Source organism: Microbacterium fluvii (assembly GCF_025515205.1).
GTDB lineage: Bacteria > Actinomycetota > Actinomycetes > Actinomycetales > Microbacteriaceae > Microbacterium > Microbacterium fluvii.
Map to the genome: position 1 here is coordinate 1,664,845 of NZ_JAOPFX010000001.1, position 17,461 is coordinate 1,682,305.

General features: G+C 70.4%; 14 protein-coding genes. 6 read left to right on the top strand and 8 right to left on the bottom strand.

What is annotated here, in order from left to right; all coding sequences use genetic code 11:
* Nucleotide 1 precedes the first annotated feature (1 nt).
* The 3 genes from OAW74_RS07745 to ileS are packed head-to-tail and all read right to left on the bottom strand — an operon-like array spanning nucleotide 2 to nucleotide 5,267.
* Nucleotides 2–409, bottom strand: coding sequence for a DUF4233 domain-containing protein (locus tag OAW74_RS07745; protein ID WP_378733584.1), 408 nt, complete (start codon nucleotides 407–409; stop codon nucleotides 2–4).
* Nucleotides 397–1,749: a bifunctional folylpolyglutamate synthase/dihydrofolate synthase gene (locus tag OAW74_RS07750; RefSeq protein WP_262873721.1), complete on the bottom strand. Its 1,353-nt coding sequence runs from the start codon at nucleotides 1,747–1,749 to the stop codon at nucleotides 397–399. Before OAW74_RS07750 ends, OAW74_RS07745 begins: the two co-directional genes overlap by 13 nt.
* Complete coding sequence (ileS, locus tag OAW74_RS07755) at nucleotides 1,746–5,267, bottom strand: isoleucine--tRNA ligase (RefSeq protein ID WP_262873722.1); 3,522 nt, start codon at nucleotides 5,265–5,267, stop codon at nucleotides 1,746–1,748. The genes OAW74_RS07750 and ileS overlap by 4 nt, the downstream gene beginning before the upstream one ends.
* 349 nt (nucleotides 5,268–5,616) lie before the next feature.
* On the opposite strand from ileS, the gene OAW74_RS07760 reads away from it, so the two are divergent.
* From OAW74_RS07760 to OAW74_RS07780, 5 genes are all read left to right on the top strand, one after another.
* The gene (locus OAW74_RS07760) at nucleotides 5,617–6,129 is read left to right on the top strand and encodes a hypothetical protein (protein WP_262873723.1); all 513 of its coding nucleotides are present in this window, start codon (nucleotides 5,617–5,619) and stop codon (nucleotides 6,127–6,129) included.
* Nucleotides 6,130–7,518, top strand: coding sequence for a sensor histidine kinase (locus OAW74_RS07765; RefSeq protein WP_262873724.1), 1,389 nt, complete (start codon nucleotides 6,130–6,132; stop codon nucleotides 7,516–7,518).
* A complete protein-coding gene (locus OAW74_RS07770) occupies nucleotides 7,515–8,123 on the top strand; it encodes a response regulator (RefSeq protein ID WP_262873725.1) in 609 nt (202 codons plus the stop codon). The genes OAW74_RS07765 and OAW74_RS07770 overlap by 4 nt, the downstream gene beginning before the upstream one ends.
* Nucleotides 8,124–8,215: 92 nt before the next feature.
* Nucleotides 8,216–10,795 carry a valine--tRNA ligase gene (valS, locus tag OAW74_RS07775; protein ID WP_262873726.1) on the top strand — a complete coding sequence of 860 codons (2,580 nt, stop codon included), beginning with the start codon at nucleotides 8,216–8,218 and terminating at the stop codon, nucleotides 10,793–10,795.
* Nucleotides 10,795–11,043 carry a hypothetical protein gene (locus OAW74_RS07780; RefSeq protein ID WP_262873727.1) on the top strand — a complete coding sequence of 83 codons (249 nt, stop codon included), beginning with the start codon at nucleotides 10,795–10,797 and terminating at the stop codon, nucleotides 11,041–11,043. Before valS ends, OAW74_RS07780 begins: the two co-directional genes overlap by 1 nt.
* Here OAW74_RS07780 and OAW74_RS07785 read toward each other — a convergent pair.
* The 3 genes from OAW74_RS07785 to OAW74_RS07795 are packed head-to-tail and all read right to left on the bottom strand — an operon-like array spanning nucleotide 11,040 to nucleotide 13,163.
* Nucleotides 11,040–12,344, bottom strand: coding sequence for an MFS transporter (locus OAW74_RS07785; protein ID WP_262873728.1), 1,305 nt, complete (start codon nucleotides 12,342–12,344; stop codon nucleotides 11,040–11,042). The genes OAW74_RS07780 and OAW74_RS07785 overlap by 4 nt on opposite strands.
* 8 nt (nucleotides 12,345–12,352) lie before the next feature.
* Complete coding sequence (locus OAW74_RS07790; RefSeq protein ID WP_262873729.1) at nucleotides 12,353–12,565, bottom strand: hypothetical protein; 213 nt, start codon at nucleotides 12,563–12,565, stop codon at nucleotides 12,353–12,355.
* A gap of 1 nt (nucleotide 12,566) precedes the next feature.
* Nucleotides 12,567–13,163, bottom strand: coding sequence for a winged helix-turn-helix domain-containing protein (locus OAW74_RS07795; RefSeq protein ID WP_262873730.1), 597 nt, complete (start codon nucleotides 13,161–13,163; stop codon nucleotides 12,567–12,569).
* Nucleotides 13,164–13,249: 86 nt separating this feature from the next.
* Between OAW74_RS07795 and OAW74_RS07800 the strand changes: the two genes are divergently transcribed.
* A complete protein-coding gene (locus OAW74_RS07800) occupies nucleotides 13,250–15,307 on the top strand; it encodes a M3 family metallopeptidase (RefSeq protein ID WP_262873731.1) in 2,058 nt (685 codons plus the stop codon).
* A 30-nt stretch (nucleotides 15,308–15,337) separates the two neighbouring features.
* Here OAW74_RS07800 and clpX read toward each other — a convergent pair whose 3' ends face one another.
* The gene (clpX, locus tag OAW74_RS07805) at nucleotides 15,338–16,606 is read right to left on the bottom strand and encodes an ATP-dependent Clp protease ATP-binding subunit ClpX (RefSeq protein ID WP_262873732.1); all 1,269 of its coding nucleotides are present in this window, start codon (nucleotides 16,604–16,606) and stop codon (nucleotides 15,338–15,340) included.
* A gap of 165 nt (nucleotides 16,607–16,771) precedes the next feature.
* The gene (locus OAW74_RS07810; RefSeq protein ID WP_262873733.1) at nucleotides 16,772–17,443 is read right to left on the bottom strand and encodes an ATP-dependent Clp protease proteolytic subunit; all 672 of its coding nucleotides are present in this window, start codon (nucleotides 17,441–17,443) and stop codon (nucleotides 16,772–16,774) included.
* Between the last annotated feature and the right edge of the window lie 18 nt (nucleotides 17,444–17,461).

Consider the following 17,461-nt stretch of genomic DNA (forward strand, 5'->3'; position numbering starts at 1 on the left):
GTCAGTCTCCGTTCGAATCTGCGAGCTCTGCCGCCAGCCGCGCATTGCGGCGGTCGAGCGAGGCCCCCTTGATGGTCGCATACGCCCACATCGCCCCGAAAATGAGACCCACGAGCGCGAGGGCCGGCACGAGCAAGCCGGCGAGCACGACGAGCAGCTGCAGCATCCATCCGACCGCCATCGCCCAGCGGTGCCGCAGCAGACCGCTGACAGCGATCATGAGCACGGCGAGCACCGTGCCGCCGACGATCCCCCACCAGGGGGCGATGCCCGCGGGCAGCACCCGCAGCCCGTAGACGGTGAGCCCGCCCAGGAACACCACGATCGACTCGAACACGAGCACGATCGACCCGAGCGACTCGGCGGCGCCGCGGCGCCGCCGCTCGCGCGGCGCGCTCACGACTGCCACCCGCTCTTCCAGTCCTCGTCCTGGGCGAGCGTGATCGCCTCCCCGGCCAGCACGACCGAGCCGGCGATCACGACGGCACGGCCCTCGTGCCCCGCCGCCCACTCGCGCGCAGCCTCGGCCGCGTCGTCGAGCCCGGGGTGCACCGTCACCGGCAGCCCCGCGGCCTCGGCGAGATCGGCGACGGCCTCGGCATCGCTCGCCCGATCCGAGGCGGGCGAGGTCGCGAAGACATGCGTCGCGACGGGGGCGAGCGCCGCGACGATGCCGGCGGCATCCTTGTCGGAGAGCACGCCCAGCACGACGCCCCACTCCTCGAAGGCGAACGATTCGCGCAGCGCCGAGGCCAGTGCACGCGCGCCGTGCGGGTTGTGCGCGGCGTCGACGAGCACGGTGGGCTCGACGCCGACCAGCTGGAGGCGGCCGGGCGACGTGGTCTCGGCGAGGCCTTCGGCCAGCACTCCCTCGTCGATCGGCTGCGACGCGCCGCCCACGAGCGACTCGACGGCGGCGATCGCCAGCGCCGCGTTCATGCCCTGGTGGGCGCCGTACATCGGCAGGTACAGCTCGGGGTAGTCGCTCGCGAGGCCCCGCACCGAGATCTGCTGACCGCCGACGGCGAGCCGGCCCTCGCGCAGGGCGAAGTCGGCGCCCTCGAAGGCGATCGTCGCGCCGGCGGCGGCGGCGGCCGCGCGCAGCACGCGTTCGGCATCCGGATGCTGGCGCGCCGACACGGCGGCGGCGCCCGGCTTGATGATCCCCGCCTTGACCTCGGCGATCGCCTCGATCGTGTCGCCGAGCCGGTCGGCGTGGTCGATGTCGATCGGTGCGAACACCGCGACGTCGCCGTCGGCGGTGTTCGTCGAATCCCACGCGCCGCCCATGCCGACCTCGATCACGGCGACGTCGACCGGAGCGTCCGAGAAGACGACGAAGGCGAGCACCGTGAGCAGCTCGAAGAAGGTCAGCGGCGGCTCGCCGGATGCGGCGAGCTCGTCGTCGACGATCGCGACGAACGGCGCGATCTCGTCCCATGCGTCGGCCACGGCCGCGTCGGCGACCGGCTCGCCGTCGACCATGATGCGCTCGGTGTAGCGCTCGAGATGCGGACTCGTGAACAGTCCGGTGCGCAGCCCGTGGGCCCGCAGCACGCTCTCGACGATGCGACTGGTCGAGGTCTTGCCGTTCGTGCCGGTCACGTGCACGACGCGGTAGGTGCGCTGCGGGTCGTCGAGGTACTCCAGCACGCGGCGGGTGCGCTCGATGCGCGGCTCGACCCAGCGCTCGCCCTGGCGCTGCAGCAGCTGCTCGTAGACGGCGTCGGCCCTGCGGCGGTCGTTCATGCCGTCACCTCCGATCGGCTCACGGCGACGGCGAATGCGCCGCGGTTGGCGTAGGTGCCGGCGGTCACGAGACCGACGTATTCCGGCGCGAACCCGGGCGAGGGCGGCCAGGCGGCTGCCGCCGCCTCGGCGGTGCCCTCGACATCGGCGCCCGCCTGCAGCAGGACGAGGTCGACGGCGAGCGTCTCACCGGCGACGTCGGCCGCGCTCTGCCCCAGCCCGACCGCGACCGCGTCGGCCGCGTCGTCGAAGACGAGGCGCAGGCGGATACGGTCGCTGACCTCGAAGCCTGCGGCCTTGCGGGTGTCCTGCACGGCGCGGATCACGTCGCGCGCGAGGCCCTCGGCCTCGAGCTCGTCGGTCGTCGTGGTGTCCAGCAGCACGAAGCCGCCGTCCTTGAGCAGCGCGATCGCGGTGCCCTCCGCGACCCCGCCGGCCTCGAGGGTGAGGTCGTACTCCCCCGGCTCCAGGGCGACGCCGTCGACGACGACGCCTTCGGCGGTCGCCTCCCACAGCCCTGCGCGAGCGCCGGCGATCACGTGCTGGACCTGCTTGCCCAGCCGCGGACCCGCCGCGCGGGCGTTGACGCTCAGGCGCTGCGAGATGCCGTAGCGGTCGGCCACCTCGTCGCTCAGCTCGACCAGCTCGACCGCCTTGACGTTGAGCTCGTCGCGCACGATGCCGTCGAACTGCGCCAGGGCGGCAGCATCCGTCACCGCGACGGTGAGCTTCGGAAGGGGCAGGCGCACGCGCTTGCCCTGCTTCTTGCGCAGCGCGTTGGCGACGCTCGAGACCTCGCGCACGGCGTCCATCGCGTCGCGGATGTCGGCAGCGGGGGCGAAGGCGTCGGCATCCGGCCAGTCCTGCAGGTGCACACTGCGCCCGCCGGTGAGCCCCTGCCATACCCGCTCCGCCACGAGCGGCAGCAGCGGCGCGGCGACCCTCGTGAGGGTCTCGAGCACCGTGTAGAGGGTGTCGAAGGCCTCGGTGGATGCGGGGGCGTCGGTCACTCCGACCCAGAACCGGTCGCGCGATCGACGGATGTACCAGTTGGTCAGCACCTCGACGAAGTCGCGCAGCTTGGCCGCCGCCGTCGTGGAGTCGAGGGCCTCGAGGTCTTCGGCGACGCCGCGCACGAGGTCGCCGGTGAGGGCGAGGATGTGGCGGTCGAGCACATCGGTCGAGTCGGTGCGCCAGCGTGCCTGATATCCGCTGCCTTCGGGGCCGCCGGCGGCAGATCCCGCTGAGCCTGTCGAAGCGGACCCCGCTGAGCCTGTCGAAGCGGACCCCGCTGAGCCTGTCGAAGCGGACCCCGCTGAGCCTGTCGAAGCGGACCCCGCTGAGCCTGTCGAAGCGTTCGCGTACGTCGCGAAGAAGTACCAGGCGTTCCACAGCGGCAGCATGAACTCGCGGACCCCCGCGCGGATGCCCTCTTCGGTGACGATGAGGTTGCCGCCGCGGAGCACGGAGCTGGCCATGAGGAACCACCGCATGGCGTCGGAGCCGTCGCGGTCGAACACCTCGGAGACGTCGGGGTAGTTCCGAAGCGACTTCGACATCTTCTGTCCGTCGCTGCCCAGCACGATGCCGTGGCAGGCGACGCCGGTGAAGGCGGGGCGGTCGAACAGCGCGCCCGAGAGCACGTGCATGACGTAGAACCAGCCGCGGGTCTGCCCGATGTACTCGACGATGAAGTCGGCCGGGGCGTGCGAGTCGAACCACTCGCGGTTCTCGAACGGGTAGTGCACCTGCGCATAGGGCATCGAGCCCGAGTCGAACCATACGTCGAAGACGTCTTCGATGCGCCGCATCGTGCTCCGGCCGGTGGGGTCGTCGGGGTTCGGGCGGGTGAGATCGTCGATGTAGGGGCGGTGCAGGTCGACCTCGCCCTGCTCGTTGCGGGGCAGCCGGCCGAAGTCGCGCTCGAGCTCTTCGAGCGAGCCGTACACGTCGACCCGCGGGTGCTCGGGGTCGTCGCTGCGCCACACCGGGATGGGCGAGCCCCAGTAGCGGTTGCGGCTGATCGACCAGTCGCGCGCGCCCTCGAGCCACTTGCCGAACTGGCCGTGCTTGACGTTCTCGGGTGCCCACGTAATCTGCTCGTTGAGCTCGACCAGGCGGTCCTTGATCTGCGTCACGCGCACGAACCAGCTCGAGACGGCCTTGTAGATGAGGGGGTTGCGGCACCGCCAGCAGTGCGGATACGAGTGCTCGTAGCTCGCCTCGCGCACAAGACGCCCGTTCGCCTTCAGCAGGCGGATGAGCGGCCGGTTGGCGTCCATCCACAGCTCGCCGGCCACATCGGTCACCTGCGGGAGGAACCTGCCGCCGTCATCGAGCGAGAGGATCGTCGGCATGCCGGCGGCCTCGGCGACCCGCTGGTCGTCTTCACCGTAGGCGGGCGCCTGGTGCACGATGCCGGTGCCGTCGGCGGTCGTCACGTAGTCGTCGACGAGGATGCGCCACGACGTGCCGGTGCCCCACGTCTCGGCGTCGGCGTAGTAGTCGAACAGGCGGTCGTACGACACGTCCGCAAGGTCGGCGCCGAGCACCGTCGCGGTCACGGCGTCGCGCGCAGCATCCGCCGATTCGTAGCCGAGGTCCTTCGCATAGCCGCCGAGCAGGTCTTCTGCCAGCAGGTAGCTGTGCGAGGTCGCCTCGAGCGGGTCGTCGCCGGCGTGCACATCGGCAGCGCCCAGCGGGCCGCCCGGCACCACGACGTAGCGGATGCCGGGGCCCACGGCCAGGGCGAGGTTGGTCGGCAGCGTCCACGGCGTCGTCGTCCACGCCAGCGCGCGGACGCCGGTCAGGCCCAGCGCCTCGGCCTTGACGCCGACGAGCGGGAACGACACGGTCACCGACGGATCCTGCCGCATCTTGTAGACGTCGTCGTCCATGCGCAGCTCGTGGTTCGACAGGGGCGTCTCGTCTCGCCAGCAGTAGGGCAGCACGCGGTAGCCCTGGTAGGCGAGGTCTTTGTCGTAGAGCTGCTTGAACGCCCACAGCACCGACTCCATGAACCCGGTGTCGAGCGTCTTGTAGCCCCGATCGAAGTCGACCCAGCGCGCCTGGCGGGTGACGTAGTCCTGCCACTGCTGCGTGTATTCGAGCACCGACTCGCGCGCCTTGCTGTTGAAGGTGCCGATGCCCATCTGCTCGATCTCGCTCTTCTCGGTGATGCCGAGCTGCTTCATCGCCTCGAGCTCCGCCGGAAGACCGTGCGTGTCCCACCCGAACACGCGGTCGACCTTGTGGCCGCGCATCGTCTGGAACCGCGGGAAGAGGTCTTTGGCATAGCCGGTGAGCAGGTGCCCGTAGTGCGGCAGGCCGTTGGCGAAGGGCGGGCCGTCGTAGAAGACCCACTCGTCGGCGCCCTCGCGCTGCGAGATGGAGGCGCGGAAGGTGTCGTCGCGCTCCCAGTACTCGAGGATCTCGCGCTCGACGTCGGGGAACCGAGGACTCGGGACGAGCGGCTCGCCGGTCCCTGAGGGTGTCGAAGGGTCGAGAGGATAGGTCATTGTCACTCCGGCAGGTTGCGATGCTTCCTGCGAGGACGATCGTGCGACCGCGGTACCACCCCGCTTGCGGACTCCAGACCTTCTGATCCGTGGTCGCGCCACTCGTGCTGCGGCTGTGACGGGCCTGCCCCGCTCGGTTCTACTGGGCGGCGGACCGCTGTTCTTCCGAGAGCTCCCCGGTGATGGCCGGATCGATGCTTTCGCGCCAGTCTACCCGGCCGCGGAGTACTACGACCATCGGGCAATGGTGCTCGTCCGCGCGGCCTCGAAGACTGGTGGGCGATGAGAGATGCCTCATACAGCCCATGCGGTTGCATGCGGCACGACACAATCGACGAAGGACGATGACATGAAGCGACTGATTCTCGGAAGCACCGCCGCCCTCACCATCGCGGCGGTACCCGCCGTGTTCGGACTGTGGGGCAACGCCTCGTTCTCCCAGGAGGTGCCCGTCGTGGTGCCGGCGTCCGCAAAGATCGTGGAGGCGCCGGCATCCACTCCCACGGCCACGCCGACGGCCACGCCGACGGCGACCCCCACAGCGACGCCGACGGCCACGCCGACTCCGAAGCCGGACAAGACGAAACAGGACCACGTCAAGGGCGACCCTGCCGCGGTGAAGCCCGACAAGACCAAGAGCGACGACGAGCGCACGAAGAACGACAGGGAGTGCGACGACCGCGACGCGAAGAACGACGGGTCTCGCGACACGAAGTCGGAGCGCGACGACAGGAGTTCGAGCGATCAGCAGGCCAAGGGCGACCGCAGCGGGAAGAGCGGCGGTCATGGCGACAAGCGCGGCGGCGACCACGGCGGTGATCGCGGCGGCAAGGGCGGCGGCGACCGCGGAGGGCGCGGCTGAGTGACCCCGGATGCGCCGGTCGCGGCCCCGACGGAAGACGTCGTCGGGGCCGCGACTGCGCGCGCGGAGTGGATCGTCGTCGCCGCTGCGGACGGCGCGTCGGCGGCGCGGCCGCGGATGCTGTCGACCCGACGCGTCGTCTGGGGGCTGGTCGGCGGGCTCGCGCTCGTGCTGGTCGCGGTGTCGCTGCTCGGGATCTGGGCGGGGCGGCTGCTCGCCGAGCGCGAGGCCGTCAACGGGGCGGCGGGATTCGCCGATCTGTTCGCCGAGGCGATCGTGCAGCCGGCCCTGGGCGAGGGCATCGCCGAGGGTGACGACGAGGAGATCGCGGCGTTCGGCAGAAGTGCACGGGAGGGCATGCTCAGCGACGCCGTGCTCGGCATCCGCCTGCAGACCCCCGAGGGCACGATCCTCTTCGACGCCGACCCGTCGCTGATCGGGCAGACGCGGCCGCTCGACACACCGCGCGCCGCCGCGCTCAGCGACCCGCAGACCCGCGCACAGGTGATCGACGCGGAGGAAGGCGAGCGCATCGTCGACGTCTACCGCCCGGTGTGGACCTCGTCGGGCCGCGAGCTGCTGCTGGAGCTGCACCTGCCCTCGTCGTCGGTCGCCGGGCGTTCGGCCGACCTCTCGCGCGGCTTCGCCGGCGTCACCCTCAGCAGCCTGCTGCTGCTGGCCGCGCTGGCCGCTCCCCTGGTCTGGCAGCTCGTGTGCCGCGTGCGCGACGCCGAGGCGCAGCGGGCGATGCTGCTGCAGCGGGCGATCGACGCCTCCGACGCCGAGCGGCGGCGCATCGCCGGGTCGCTGCACGACGGCCCCGTGCAGGAGCTCATCGCCACGAGCCTGGCCCTCGAAGGCTCGGCCGCGCAGGCCGCGTCGGAAGGCGACGGCGACGGGGCCGCGCGGCTGCGCCGGGTCGCCGGCCAGGTGCGCGGCGGGGTGCGGGCGCTGCGGTCGCTGCTGGTCGACATCTATCCGGCTACCCTCGCCCGCGCGGGGCTCGGCCAGGCCCTCGCCGACCTCGCCGATACCGTGACGACCCACCGCACCCGCGTCGAGCTCGACCTTGCCCCCGTCGCGCTCACCGAGCGGCAGCAGAAGCTCGTCTACCGGGTCGCCCAGGAGTGCCTGCGCAATGCCGCCGCCCATGCCGGCCACTGCACCGTGACGGTGCGGCTGAGCGCCGAGCCGCGCGGCGTGCAGCTGGAGGTCGCCGACGACGGAATCGGGTTCGACCCCGCGCTCCTGAACAGCCCCGCCGAGGGCCATCTCGGTCTGCGTGTGCTCGCGGACCTCGGCGAAGAGGCCGGCGCCGAACTCTCGCTGCGCACGGCACCCGGTGCCGGCACCGCCTGGCGCCTCGTGATCCCGGACGGCCTCACGTGATCCGCGTGCTGGTGGTCGACGACCACGCGATGGTGCGGGCGGGCCTGTCGGCCGTGCTCGCGACCGACGGCGACATCGAGGTCGTCGCGCAGGCCGAGAACGGCACGGATGCCGTGGCCCAGGCCCGCACGCAGCGCCCCGACGTCGTGCTGATGGACCTCTCGATGCCCGTCAGCGACGGCATCGAGGGAACCCGCGGCGTACGCGCCGCGGTTCCCGATGCGGCGGTCGTGGTGCTGACGTCGTTCTCCGACCGCGAGCGCGTCGAGCGCGCGCTGCGCGCCGGAGCGGTGGGCTACCAGCTCAAGGATGCCGAGCCCGAGGCCCTGCGGGCCGCGGTGCGGGCAGCATCCGTCGGTCAGGTGCCGCTCGACCCGCGGGTCGCGGGCGCCCTGCTGCCGAACGCGCCCACGCATGCGCTCAGCCCCCGCGAGCGCGAGGTGCTGCTGCTGGCCGCGAAGGGCCTCGCCAACAAGCAGATCGCGCGGGCGCTGGAGATCACCGAGCGCACCGTCAAGGCGCACCTCGGCAGCGTCTACCGCCAGATCGGCGTCGCCGACCGCACCAGCGCCGCACTCTGGGCCCGCGACCACCTCTCCGCCTGAGTCTCCTTCTCCGGGCCAGGGCGTAGAATCGAGCCACATCCCACACTCAGGCACGCTCACACAGTGCCGCACATAACGCTCTGGAGACTCCCATGGCCGACGCCACCATTCCCGACAAGCCCGCCCTGGAAGGTCTCGAGCAGAAGTGGGATGCCGCCTGGAGCGCGCAGGGCACGTACCTGTTCGACCGCGACGCCGCCAAGGCCAAGGGCCGCGCGGGCGTGTTCTCGGTCGACACGCCGCCGCCCACGGCATCCGGATCCCTGCACATCGGGCACGTCTTCAGCTACACGCACACCGACGTGAAGACCCGCTTCGAGCGGATGCGGGGCAAGACCGTGTTCTATCCGATGGGGTGGGACGACAACGGGCTTCCCACCGAACGCCGGGTGCAGAACTACTACGGCGTGCGCTGCGACACCTCGCTGCCCTACGACCCCGACTTCACTCCCCCGTTCCGCGGCGACGCCAAGAGCCTGAAGCCCTCGGATCAGGTGCCGATCAGCCGCCGCAACTTCATCGAGTTGTGCGAGGCCCTCACCGAAGAGGACGAGAAGGCGTTCGAGGCGGTCTTCCGCCAGCTGGGTCTGAGCGTCGACTGGACCCAGACCTACCGCACGATCTCCGATGAGACGATCCGCACGAGCCAGCTCGCGTTCCTGCGCAACCTCGAGCGCGGCGAGGCCTACCAGTCGCTCGCGCCGACCCTGTGGGACATCGACTTCCGCTCGGCGATCGCCCAGGCGGAGCTCGAAGACCGCGAGCAGCAGGCCAGCTACCACCGCATCGCGTTCCACAAGACCGACGGCTCGGGCGACATCCACATCGAGACGACCCGCCCCGAGCTGCTGGCGGCCTGCGTCGCCCTCGTTGCCAACCCCGACGACGAGCGCTACCAGCCCTACTTCGGCAAGACCGTGCGCACGCCGGTCTTCGACGTCGAGGTGCCCGTGCTCGCCCACCACCTCGCCCAGCAGGACAAGGGCTCGGGCATCGCCATGATCTGCACCTTCGGCGACGTCACCGACATCGTGTGGTGGCGCGAACTCGACCTGCCCAACCGCACGATCCTCGGCATGGACGGCCGCATCATCGCCGAGGCGCCGGAGGCGCTGACGACGGATGCCGCCAAGGCCGCCTACGCCGAGCTCGCGGGGCTCACCGTCTTCAGCGCGAAGAAGAAGATGGTGGAGCTGCTCACCGCCTCGGGCGAGCTTCTCGAGGTCTCCAAGCCCTTCAGCCACCCCGTGAAGTTCTACGAGAAGGGCGACCGGGCGCTCGAGATCGTCTCGACGCGCCAGTGGTACCTGCGCAACGGCGCCCGTGACGAGGCGCTGCGCGACAAGCTCATCGCGTTCGGCCGCGAGATGGACTGGCACCCCGATTTCATGCGGGTGCGCTACGAGAACTGGACGAACGGCCTCACCGGCGACTGGCTCGTGAGCCGCCAGCGCTTCTTCGGCGTGCCGATCCCGGTCTGGTACGGCCTCGACGAGAACGGCGAGCGCGACTACGACCGCGTCATCACGCCCGACCTCGCCGCCCTGCCGGTCGACCCGACCACCGACGCGCCGCACGGGTACACGGAAGACCAGCGCGGCGTCCCCGGCGGATTCGAGGGCGAGAAGGACATCTTCGACACGTGGGCGACCTCGTCGCTCACGCCCCAGCTCGCCGGCGGCTGGGAGCGCGACGAGGAGCTGTGGAACCTCGTGGCGCCCTTCGACCTGCGCCCGCAGGGGCAGGACATCATCCGCACGTGGCTCTTCTCGACCATGGTGCGCTCGGTGCTCGAAGACGACCGCGCCCCGTGGACGGATGCCGCCATCAGCGGCTTCATCGTCGACCCCGACCGCAAGAAGATGTCGAAGTCGAAGGGCAACGTCGTGACCCCGGCCGACATCCTCGAGGCGCACGGCACGGATGCGGTGCGGTATTGGTCGGCCTCCAGCCGCCTGGGCGCTGACGCCGCCTTCGACCCGCAGAACCCGACGCAGGTCAAGATCGGCCGGCGCCTGGCGATCAAGGTGCTCAACGCCGCCAAGTTCGTGCTGTCGTTCCCGGTGCCGGAGGGTGCCGAGGTGACCCACTCCCTCGACGCAGCGATGCTCGCGACCCTCGATCGGGTGGTGCGCGAGGCGACCGCGGCGTTCGAGGCCTACGACCACGCCAAGGCCCTCGAGGTGACCGAGGCCTTCTTCTGGACGTTCTGCGACGACTACCTCGAGCTCGTCAAGGAGCGCGCCTACAACCGGGCGGATGCGGGCCAGGCTTCTGCCGCCCTCGCGCTGCGACTCGCGCTGTCGACCCTCCTGCGCCTGCTCGCCCCCGTGCTCGCGTTCGCCACCGAAGAGGCGTGGTCGTGGTTCGAGGAGGGCTCGATCCACACCTCGAGCTGGCCGGAACCCCTCGGCATCGAGGGTGACCCGGCGGTGCTGAGCGCCGCCAGCGCCGCACTCATCGGCATCCGTCGCGCGAAGACCGAGGCCAAGGCGTCGCAGAAGACGCCGGTGAGCCGGCTGGTGCTGCGCGCCGACGACGTGACCATCGCGGCGCTGCGCCTGGCCGAGGGCGACCTCAAGGCCGTCGGCCGCATCGCCGAGCTCGAGCTGCTCGACGGCGCCGAGGCGCTCGTGGTCGACACGGTCGAACTCGCCCCGCAGGAGGCATGATGCAGCTCGGAACCCGCTGGGCCGCCCGCACGCAGCCACCGGCTGCCGTGCCGGCCGCGCTGCACGCTCAGATCGCGGCGGTGGAGGCATCCGTCCCGCCCGATGCCCTCGGGCAGCCGGCGCCGTACTGGACGCTGACGTGGCTCGAGGGGCGGCCGGTCGTCGAGCTCGACACCGGCGTGATCGTGACCCTCGATCGCGACGGCACGGTCGTCGTGCGCCACGACGACGAGGACGAGTTCGCCTAGGAGTCTGCGGCGAACTCCGCACCCGCGCGACGGGTGCCGCCGATCAGCAGCGGCAGCGACACGAGCACGGCCACGAGCATGATCGCACCGGCGAGGTAGAACGGCAGCCGCAGATCGAAGCGGCCGATCCACCCGCCGATCAGCGTCGCGATCGGGAAGAGCCCCCACGTGAGCGTGCGGATCACCCCGAGCACGCGGCCGAAGATCTCGCCGGGGACGATCTGCTGACGAAGCGCGCCCCACGGCACGTTCCACACCGACACGGCGCCTGCCGCAAGTGCGAAGAGCGCCACGGCGCTCATCGCCTCGGGTGCGGCTCCGGTCGCCGCCGTCATGACGGCCCCGACGACCACCGACCACACCATCACCCGCCCTCGTCCGAACCGGTTCACGAGCCGCGGAGCGATCAGCGACCCGGCGAGGGCGCCCACGCCGATGCCGGCGGTGACGAACCCGACGGCGGCGTACGGGATCTGCTGCGTCTGCAGGAAGAACAGGATGATGACCGCCTGCGCCAGCGACAGCGCCGAGCCGATGACCGAGGTGAACACGACCATCGCCCGGAGGTAACGGTGGTGCCACAGGTAGCGCAGCGCCTCGCGCGTGGTCGTCGCCGATGCGGCCTCGGGCGTCGCCACAGGCTCTGCCATGACGCCCACCGTGACATCGGGCGCGTCGGGGTCGACGGCCGCCGGTGTGCGCAGCGCCCGCGCGGCACTCACCGGCAGCAGCAGGGCCAACACGATCGGCACGATGAAGCCCGCAGCCCCCGCCCACAGCGGAACGGCGAGTGACAAGGCGAAAAGCACGCCGGCGATGGGCGTCGCGATGAAGTTGTCGATCGTCACCTGCGCGGCCTGCAGCCACCCGTTCGCGCGATCCAGCTGCTCGCGGCGCACGACGCCCGGCACGACCGCGTTGGTGGCGTTGTCGAACAGGGTCTCGCCCAGACCGAAGACGAGCGTGCCGACGATGAGGGCCCACAGGCTCAGCTCTCCCGCGACCCCCAAAGTCGCGAGCCACACCGCGACGGCGCCGCGCAGCGTGTTGGCGAGGGCCATCACGATGCGACGGTCGAAGCGGTCGACGATGATCCCCGCGGGGAGGCCGAACACGAGCCAGGGCACGAAGGCGACGGCGCCGATCGCAGAGATCGCCAGCGGATCGTGCGTGAGCGTCGTCGCCACGAGCGGCACGGCGGTGCGCCCGAGGCCGTCGGCGAGGTTGCTGAAGGCGGCGGCGGTCCAGAGCTTGCCGAAGTCCCGCCCCAGTGGTGCGCGGCGCGCAACGCGCTCGGTCACGGCGGCGGTCATCGGGGCAGCAGGCCCACGTGGCCGGCGGCCAGGGCATCCCGACGGCGATCGACGGATGCCGCAGCCACCGACGCGGCCGCGATGGCGGCACGCCGGTGCGCGATGCGCGCGAGGGCGAGGCGCTTCAGACGTCGCGAAGCGGTCAGCAGCAGTCGGTCTGCGGAAGTGAGCTGCGCAGAGCGGGGTGCGCTCAGTGCGATGGAAGCCATGTCAGTTCCCCTCGGTGGGAAGCGGGAAGACGTCGGCGCGCAGCGTGAACGGACGCACCCCGTCTCCTTGCTGGTCTCGGTACTTCTCGACGGTCTCGTCGATGACGGCCTGCAGCTTATCGATGAGCGCGATCGTCTGCTCATCGGTCATCCGCGCCGTCGCGGTGGAGATCATCGCCTCTTCCGCCTCCGGCGGAATCGAGGCGAGACTCTGCGACACATAGCGCATCAGCTGCTGGTGTCGACGGTTCAGGAACTCGGTCATCACGACCTGGGTGGCGGCGCGCCCCGAGGGCGTCTTCATCGCCTCGGGGTTCGTGAACGAGATGCCGCCCTTCGGGCGCTCCCACCAGCGCTCGCGCGCGGAGCCTCGGCCTTCGACCTCGCGGATGAGATCGTGCTTGGCCAGGGCCCGCAGGTGGTAACTGGTGGCACCCGAGGACTCCCCCGTCATCTCCGCCAGCGTGCTGGCGGTCTGCGCGCCGTACTGCGACAGGATGTCGTAGATCTGCACGCGCAGCGGGTGCGCGAGCGCGCGCAGTGCGCCGGCATCCAGCATCCGGTCGGCGCGTGCGGCGGTGGTCTTCGGCTCGTCCATAGATGCAAAGATATCTTTGCAATAGGAGTTATGCAAGCATTTCTTTGCAAGAGATTCTTTGGATGCTGACGCCCTACGCTGGAGGGATGACCGACACCACCGCGAACCCCCTGCTGGCACCGAGCACGCTCCCCTATGGACTGCCCGACTACTCGCGGATCCGCCCCGAGCATTACCTGCCCGCGTTCGAGGAGGCCTTCGCCCAGCATCGCGCCGAGATCACGAACATCACCCGCGTGCGCTCGATGCCCACCTTCGAGAACACGATGGTGCCGCTCGAGACCGCCGGCAGGCTGCTGAGCGATGTGGCGCACGCCTTCTACACGGTCTCCTCCGCCGATGCGACGGCCGAGATCCAGCAGCTCGACGAAGAGCTGGCACCGCTGATGGCCGCCCACCAGGACGCGATCCAGCTCGATGCCCAGCTGTACGCGCGCATCAGAACCCTCCACGAGCAGCTCGACGCGCTCGACCTCGCCCCCGAGGCGCGCTACCTCGTCGAGCGGCACTTCCGCGAGATGACCCACGCCGGCGCGGCGCTCGACGACGGCGCGAAGGAGCGCCTGACCGCCCTGAACCAGCGGCTGTCGACTCTCACGACGACCTTCGAGAAGAACCTGCTGGCCGACACGAACGACCTCGCCGTGGTCTTCCACGATGTCGCAGAGCTCGACGGGCTCACCGAGGGCGAGCTCTCGGCGGCCGCGCAGAACGCCGTCGACCGCGGGCTCGAGGGTACGTGGGTGGTCACGCTCACCCTCTTCACCGGGCACCCCTACCTCTCGACTCTGACGAACCGCGAGAGCCGCCGCCGCATTCTGGAGGCCTCGCGCGCACGCGGGTCGCGCGGCAACGAGCACGACAACCGCGCCGTACTGCGCGAGATCGTGCGCCTGCGCGCCGAGCGCGCGGCGCTCCTGGGCTACGACTCGCACGCCGCCTATGTCACCAGCGACGAGACGGCCGGCTCCCCCGAGGCCGTGCACGCGCTACTGCGCCGCCTCGCCGTGCCGGCCGCGGCCAACGCACGCCGCGAGCAGGAGGCGCTGCAGCGCATCATCGATGCGGATGCCGCCCCCTTCGCCCTCGAGGCGCACGACTGGGCGTTCTACACCGAGAAGGTGCGTGCGGCCGAGTACGACCTCGACCGCACGGCGCTGCGCCCCTGGTTCGAAGCCGAGCGGGTGCTGCAGGACGGCGTGTTCCGCGCGGCCACCGAGCTCTACGGCGTGACCTTCACCGAGCGGGCCGATCTGTCGAGCTACCACCCCGACGCCCGCACGTTCGAGCTGCACAACGCCGACGGGTCGGCGCTGGGGCTGTACGTGCTCGACCTGTATACGCGCGACACCAAGCGCGGCGGCGCCTGGATGAACTCGATCGTCGCCCAGTCGCGGCTGCGCGGCACCGCGCCCGTGGTCGTCAACAACCTCAACGTGCCCAAGCCCGCGGCCGGAAAGCCGACTCTCCTCACCCTCGACGAGGTGACGACCCTCTTCCACGAGTTCGGCCACGCCCTGCACGGGCTGTTCGCCGTGGTCACCTATCCGCACTTCGCCGGCACCAATGTGTTCCGCGACTTCGTGGAGTTCCCGAGCCAGGTCAACGAGATGTGGATCTACTGGCCCGAGATCCTCGACTCGTACGCGCGGCACATCGACACCGGCGAGCCGCTCCCGGCCGAGGTGGTGGAGAAGATCCAGGCCTCCGAGAGCTTCAACCAGGGCTTCGCCACGAGCGAGTACCTCGCCGCATCCTGGATCGACCAGGCCTGGCACTCGCTGACGCAGGCCGAAGCCGCGGAAGACCTCGACGTCGCGGCGTTCGAGGCGGCAGCGCTGGCCGATATCGGCCTCGACAACCCCGTCGTGCCGACCCGCTACTCGTCGACGTACTTCGCCCATGTCTTCTCCGGCGGCTACAGCGCCGGCTACTACTCCTACATCTGGAGCGAAGTGCTCGACGCCGACACCGTCGAGTGGTTCCGCGAGAACGGCGGACTCACGCGCGCGAACGGCGACCGGTTCCGCGAGCGTCTGCTGGGCGTCGGCGGCTCGAAGGATCCCCTGGAGGCCTACCGCGACTTCCGCGGACGCGCTGCCGAGATCGAGCCGCTGCTCACGCGCCGCGGGCTCGACGCCTGACGCGCGGGGGCGCCTGGCTCCCGCGCGGGGTCAGGCGCTCTTGCGCTTCTGCCGCAGCACGACGGTGGGCGGCGCGCCCTCGTCGACCGAGGCGCGCGTGATGACGACCTTGGTCACGTCGTCGGCCGAGGGGATCTCGAACATGATCGGGCCGAGCACGTCTTCGAGGATCGCGCGCAGGCCCCGGGCGCCGGTCTTGCGGCTGACCGCGAGGTCGGCGATCGCCTCGAGCGCCTCGGTGTCGAACTCGAGCTCCACGCCGTCGAGCTCGAACATGCGCTGATACTGCTTGACGAGCGCGTTCTTGGGCTCGGTGAGGATCTCCATGAGCGCGGCGCGGTCGAGCGGCGCCACCGAGGCGACGACCGGAAGACGGCCGATGAACTCGGGGATGAGTCCGAACTTGTGCAGGTCTTCCGGCTGCACCTCGCTGAACAGCGTCAGGTCGTCGCCCTTGTTGTGCAGAGGTGCGCCGAAGCCGACGCCGTGCTTGCCGACGCGCGACGAGATGATGTCTTCGAGGCCGGCGAAGGCGCCCGCCACGATGAACAGCACGTTCGTCGTGTCGATCTGGATGAACTCCTGGTGCGGGTGCTTGCGCCCGCCCTGCGGCGGCACCGAGGCGACGGTGCCCTCGAGGATCTTCAGCAGGGCCTGCTGCACGCCCTCGCCCGACACGTCGCGCGTGATCGAGGGGTTCTCGGCCTTGCGGGCGATCTTGTCGACCTCGTCGATGTAGATGATGCCCGTCTCGGCGCGCTTGGTGTCGAAGTCGGCGGCCTGCAGGAGCTTCAGCAGGATGTTCTCGACGTCTTCGCCCACGTAGCCGGCCTCGGTGAGCGCCGTCGCGTCGGCGACGGCGAACGGCACGTTGAGGCGCTTGGCGAGCGTCTGGGCGAGGTAGGTCTTGCCGCAGCCGGTGGGGCCGAGGAGAAGGATGTTGCTCTTGGCGATCTCGATCTCGTCGGCGCGCTGCTCGGCGCTCTGCAGGGTGCCGTGCGCGCGCACGCGCTTGTAGTGGTTGTAGACGGCGACCGACAGCGCGCGCTTGGCGTCATCCTGCCCGACGACGTACTCGTCGAGGAACGAGAAGATCTCGCGCGGCTTGGGAAGCTCGAACTCGCTGACCTCGCCCGACGACGACTCCGCCATGCGCTCTTCGATGATCTCGTTGCACAGCTCGACGCACTCGTCGCAGATGTACACGCCGGGGCCGGCGATCAGCTGCTGCACCTGCTTCTGGCTCTTTCCGCAGAACGAGCACTTGAACAGGTCGGCGCTCTCACCGATGCGAGCCATGTGCAGCCTCCAGATCCCCCAGCGCCCTCCCGGGCCCCGACATGGTTCGAGCCTAGACGCTCCCGACGACACCGGCGGGCATTGGCGACACGCGGCGCAAGGTTCGCCGGCCGCGAACGACGAAGGAGAGGATGCCGCAGCATCCTCTCCTTCGTGCGAACGGCGTTACTTGGTGATCGCCGCGGGCGTGCGCTTGCGCGTCGTGAGCACCTGGTCGACCAGACCGTACTCGACCGCCTCGGTGGCCGAGAGGATCTTGTCTCGGTCGATGTCGCGGTTGACCTGCTCCTGCGAGCGGCCGGAGTGCTTGGCCAGCGTCTCTTCGAGCCACGTGCGCATGCGCAGGATCTCCTGCGCCTGGATCTCGATGTCGGACGCCTGGCCGTGGCCGGCCTCCCCCATCGCGGGCTGGTGGATGAGGATGCGGGCGTTGGGAAGCGCCAGGCGCTTGCCGGGGGCACCCGCGGCCAGCAGCACGGCCGCGGCGGATGCCGCCTGACCCAGCACGACCGTCTGGATCTGGGGCGAGATGTACTGCATCGTGTCGTAGATCGCCGTCATGGCCGTGAACGAGCCGCCGGGCGAGTTGATGTACATGATGATGTCGCGATCGGGATCCTGCGACTCGAGCACGAGCAGCTGCGCCATGACATCGTCGGCCGAGGCGTCGTCGACCTGCACGCCGAGGAAGATCACGCGGTCCTCGAACAGCTTGTTGTACGGGTCCTGGCGCTTGTAGCCGTAGGCCGTGCGCTCCTCGAACTGCGGCAGGATGTAGCGGCTTCCGGGTGCCTGCAGGCCACCGTGTGCCGTGCCTCCGAAGGTGGGGACGTTCATTCGGGTTTCTCTCTCTTT

What these genes read in the sequence shown, in the direction of transcription:
- OAW74_RS07750 (WP_262873721.1), bottom strand. Translation starts at nt 1,749, where the DNA reads ATGAACGACCGCCGCAGGGCCGACGCCGTCTACGAGCAGCTGCTGCAG.
- ileS (WP_262873722.1), bottom strand. Translation starts at nt 5,267, where the DNA reads ATGACCTATCCTCTCGACCCTTCGACACCCTCAGGGACCGGCGAGCCG.
- OAW74_RS07760 (WP_262873723.1), top strand. Translation starts at nt 5,617, where the DNA reads ATGAAGCGACTGATTCTCGGAAGCACCGCCGCCCTCACCATCGCGGCG.
- valS (WP_262873726.1), top strand. Translation starts at nt 8,216, where the DNA reads ATGGCCGACGCCACCATTCCCGACAAGCCCGCCCTGGAAGGTCTCGAG.
- OAW74_RS07780 (WP_262873727.1), top strand. Translation starts at nt 10,795, where the DNA reads ATGCAGCTCGGAACCCGCTGGGCCGCCCGCACGCAGCCACCGGCTGCC.
- OAW74_RS07790 (WP_262873729.1), bottom strand. Translation starts at nt 12,565, where the DNA reads ATGGCTTCCATCGCACTGAGCGCACCCCGCTCTGCGCAGCTCACTTCC.
- OAW74_RS07795 (WP_262873730.1), bottom strand. Translation starts at nt 13,163, where the DNA reads ATGGACGAGCCGAAGACCACCGCCGCACGCGCCGACCGGATGCTGGAT.
- OAW74_RS07800 (WP_262873731.1), top strand. Translation starts at nt 13,250, where the DNA reads ATGACCGACACCACCGCGAACCCCCTGCTGGCACCGAGCACGCTCCCC.
- clpX (WP_262873732.1), bottom strand. Translation starts at nt 16,606, where the DNA reads ATGGCTCGCATCGGTGAGAGCGCCGACCTGTTCAAGTGCTCGTTCTGC.
- OAW74_RS07810 (WP_262873733.1), bottom strand. Translation starts at nt 17,443, where the DNA reads ATGAACGTCCCCACCTTCGGAGGCACGGCACACGGTGGCCTGCAGGCA.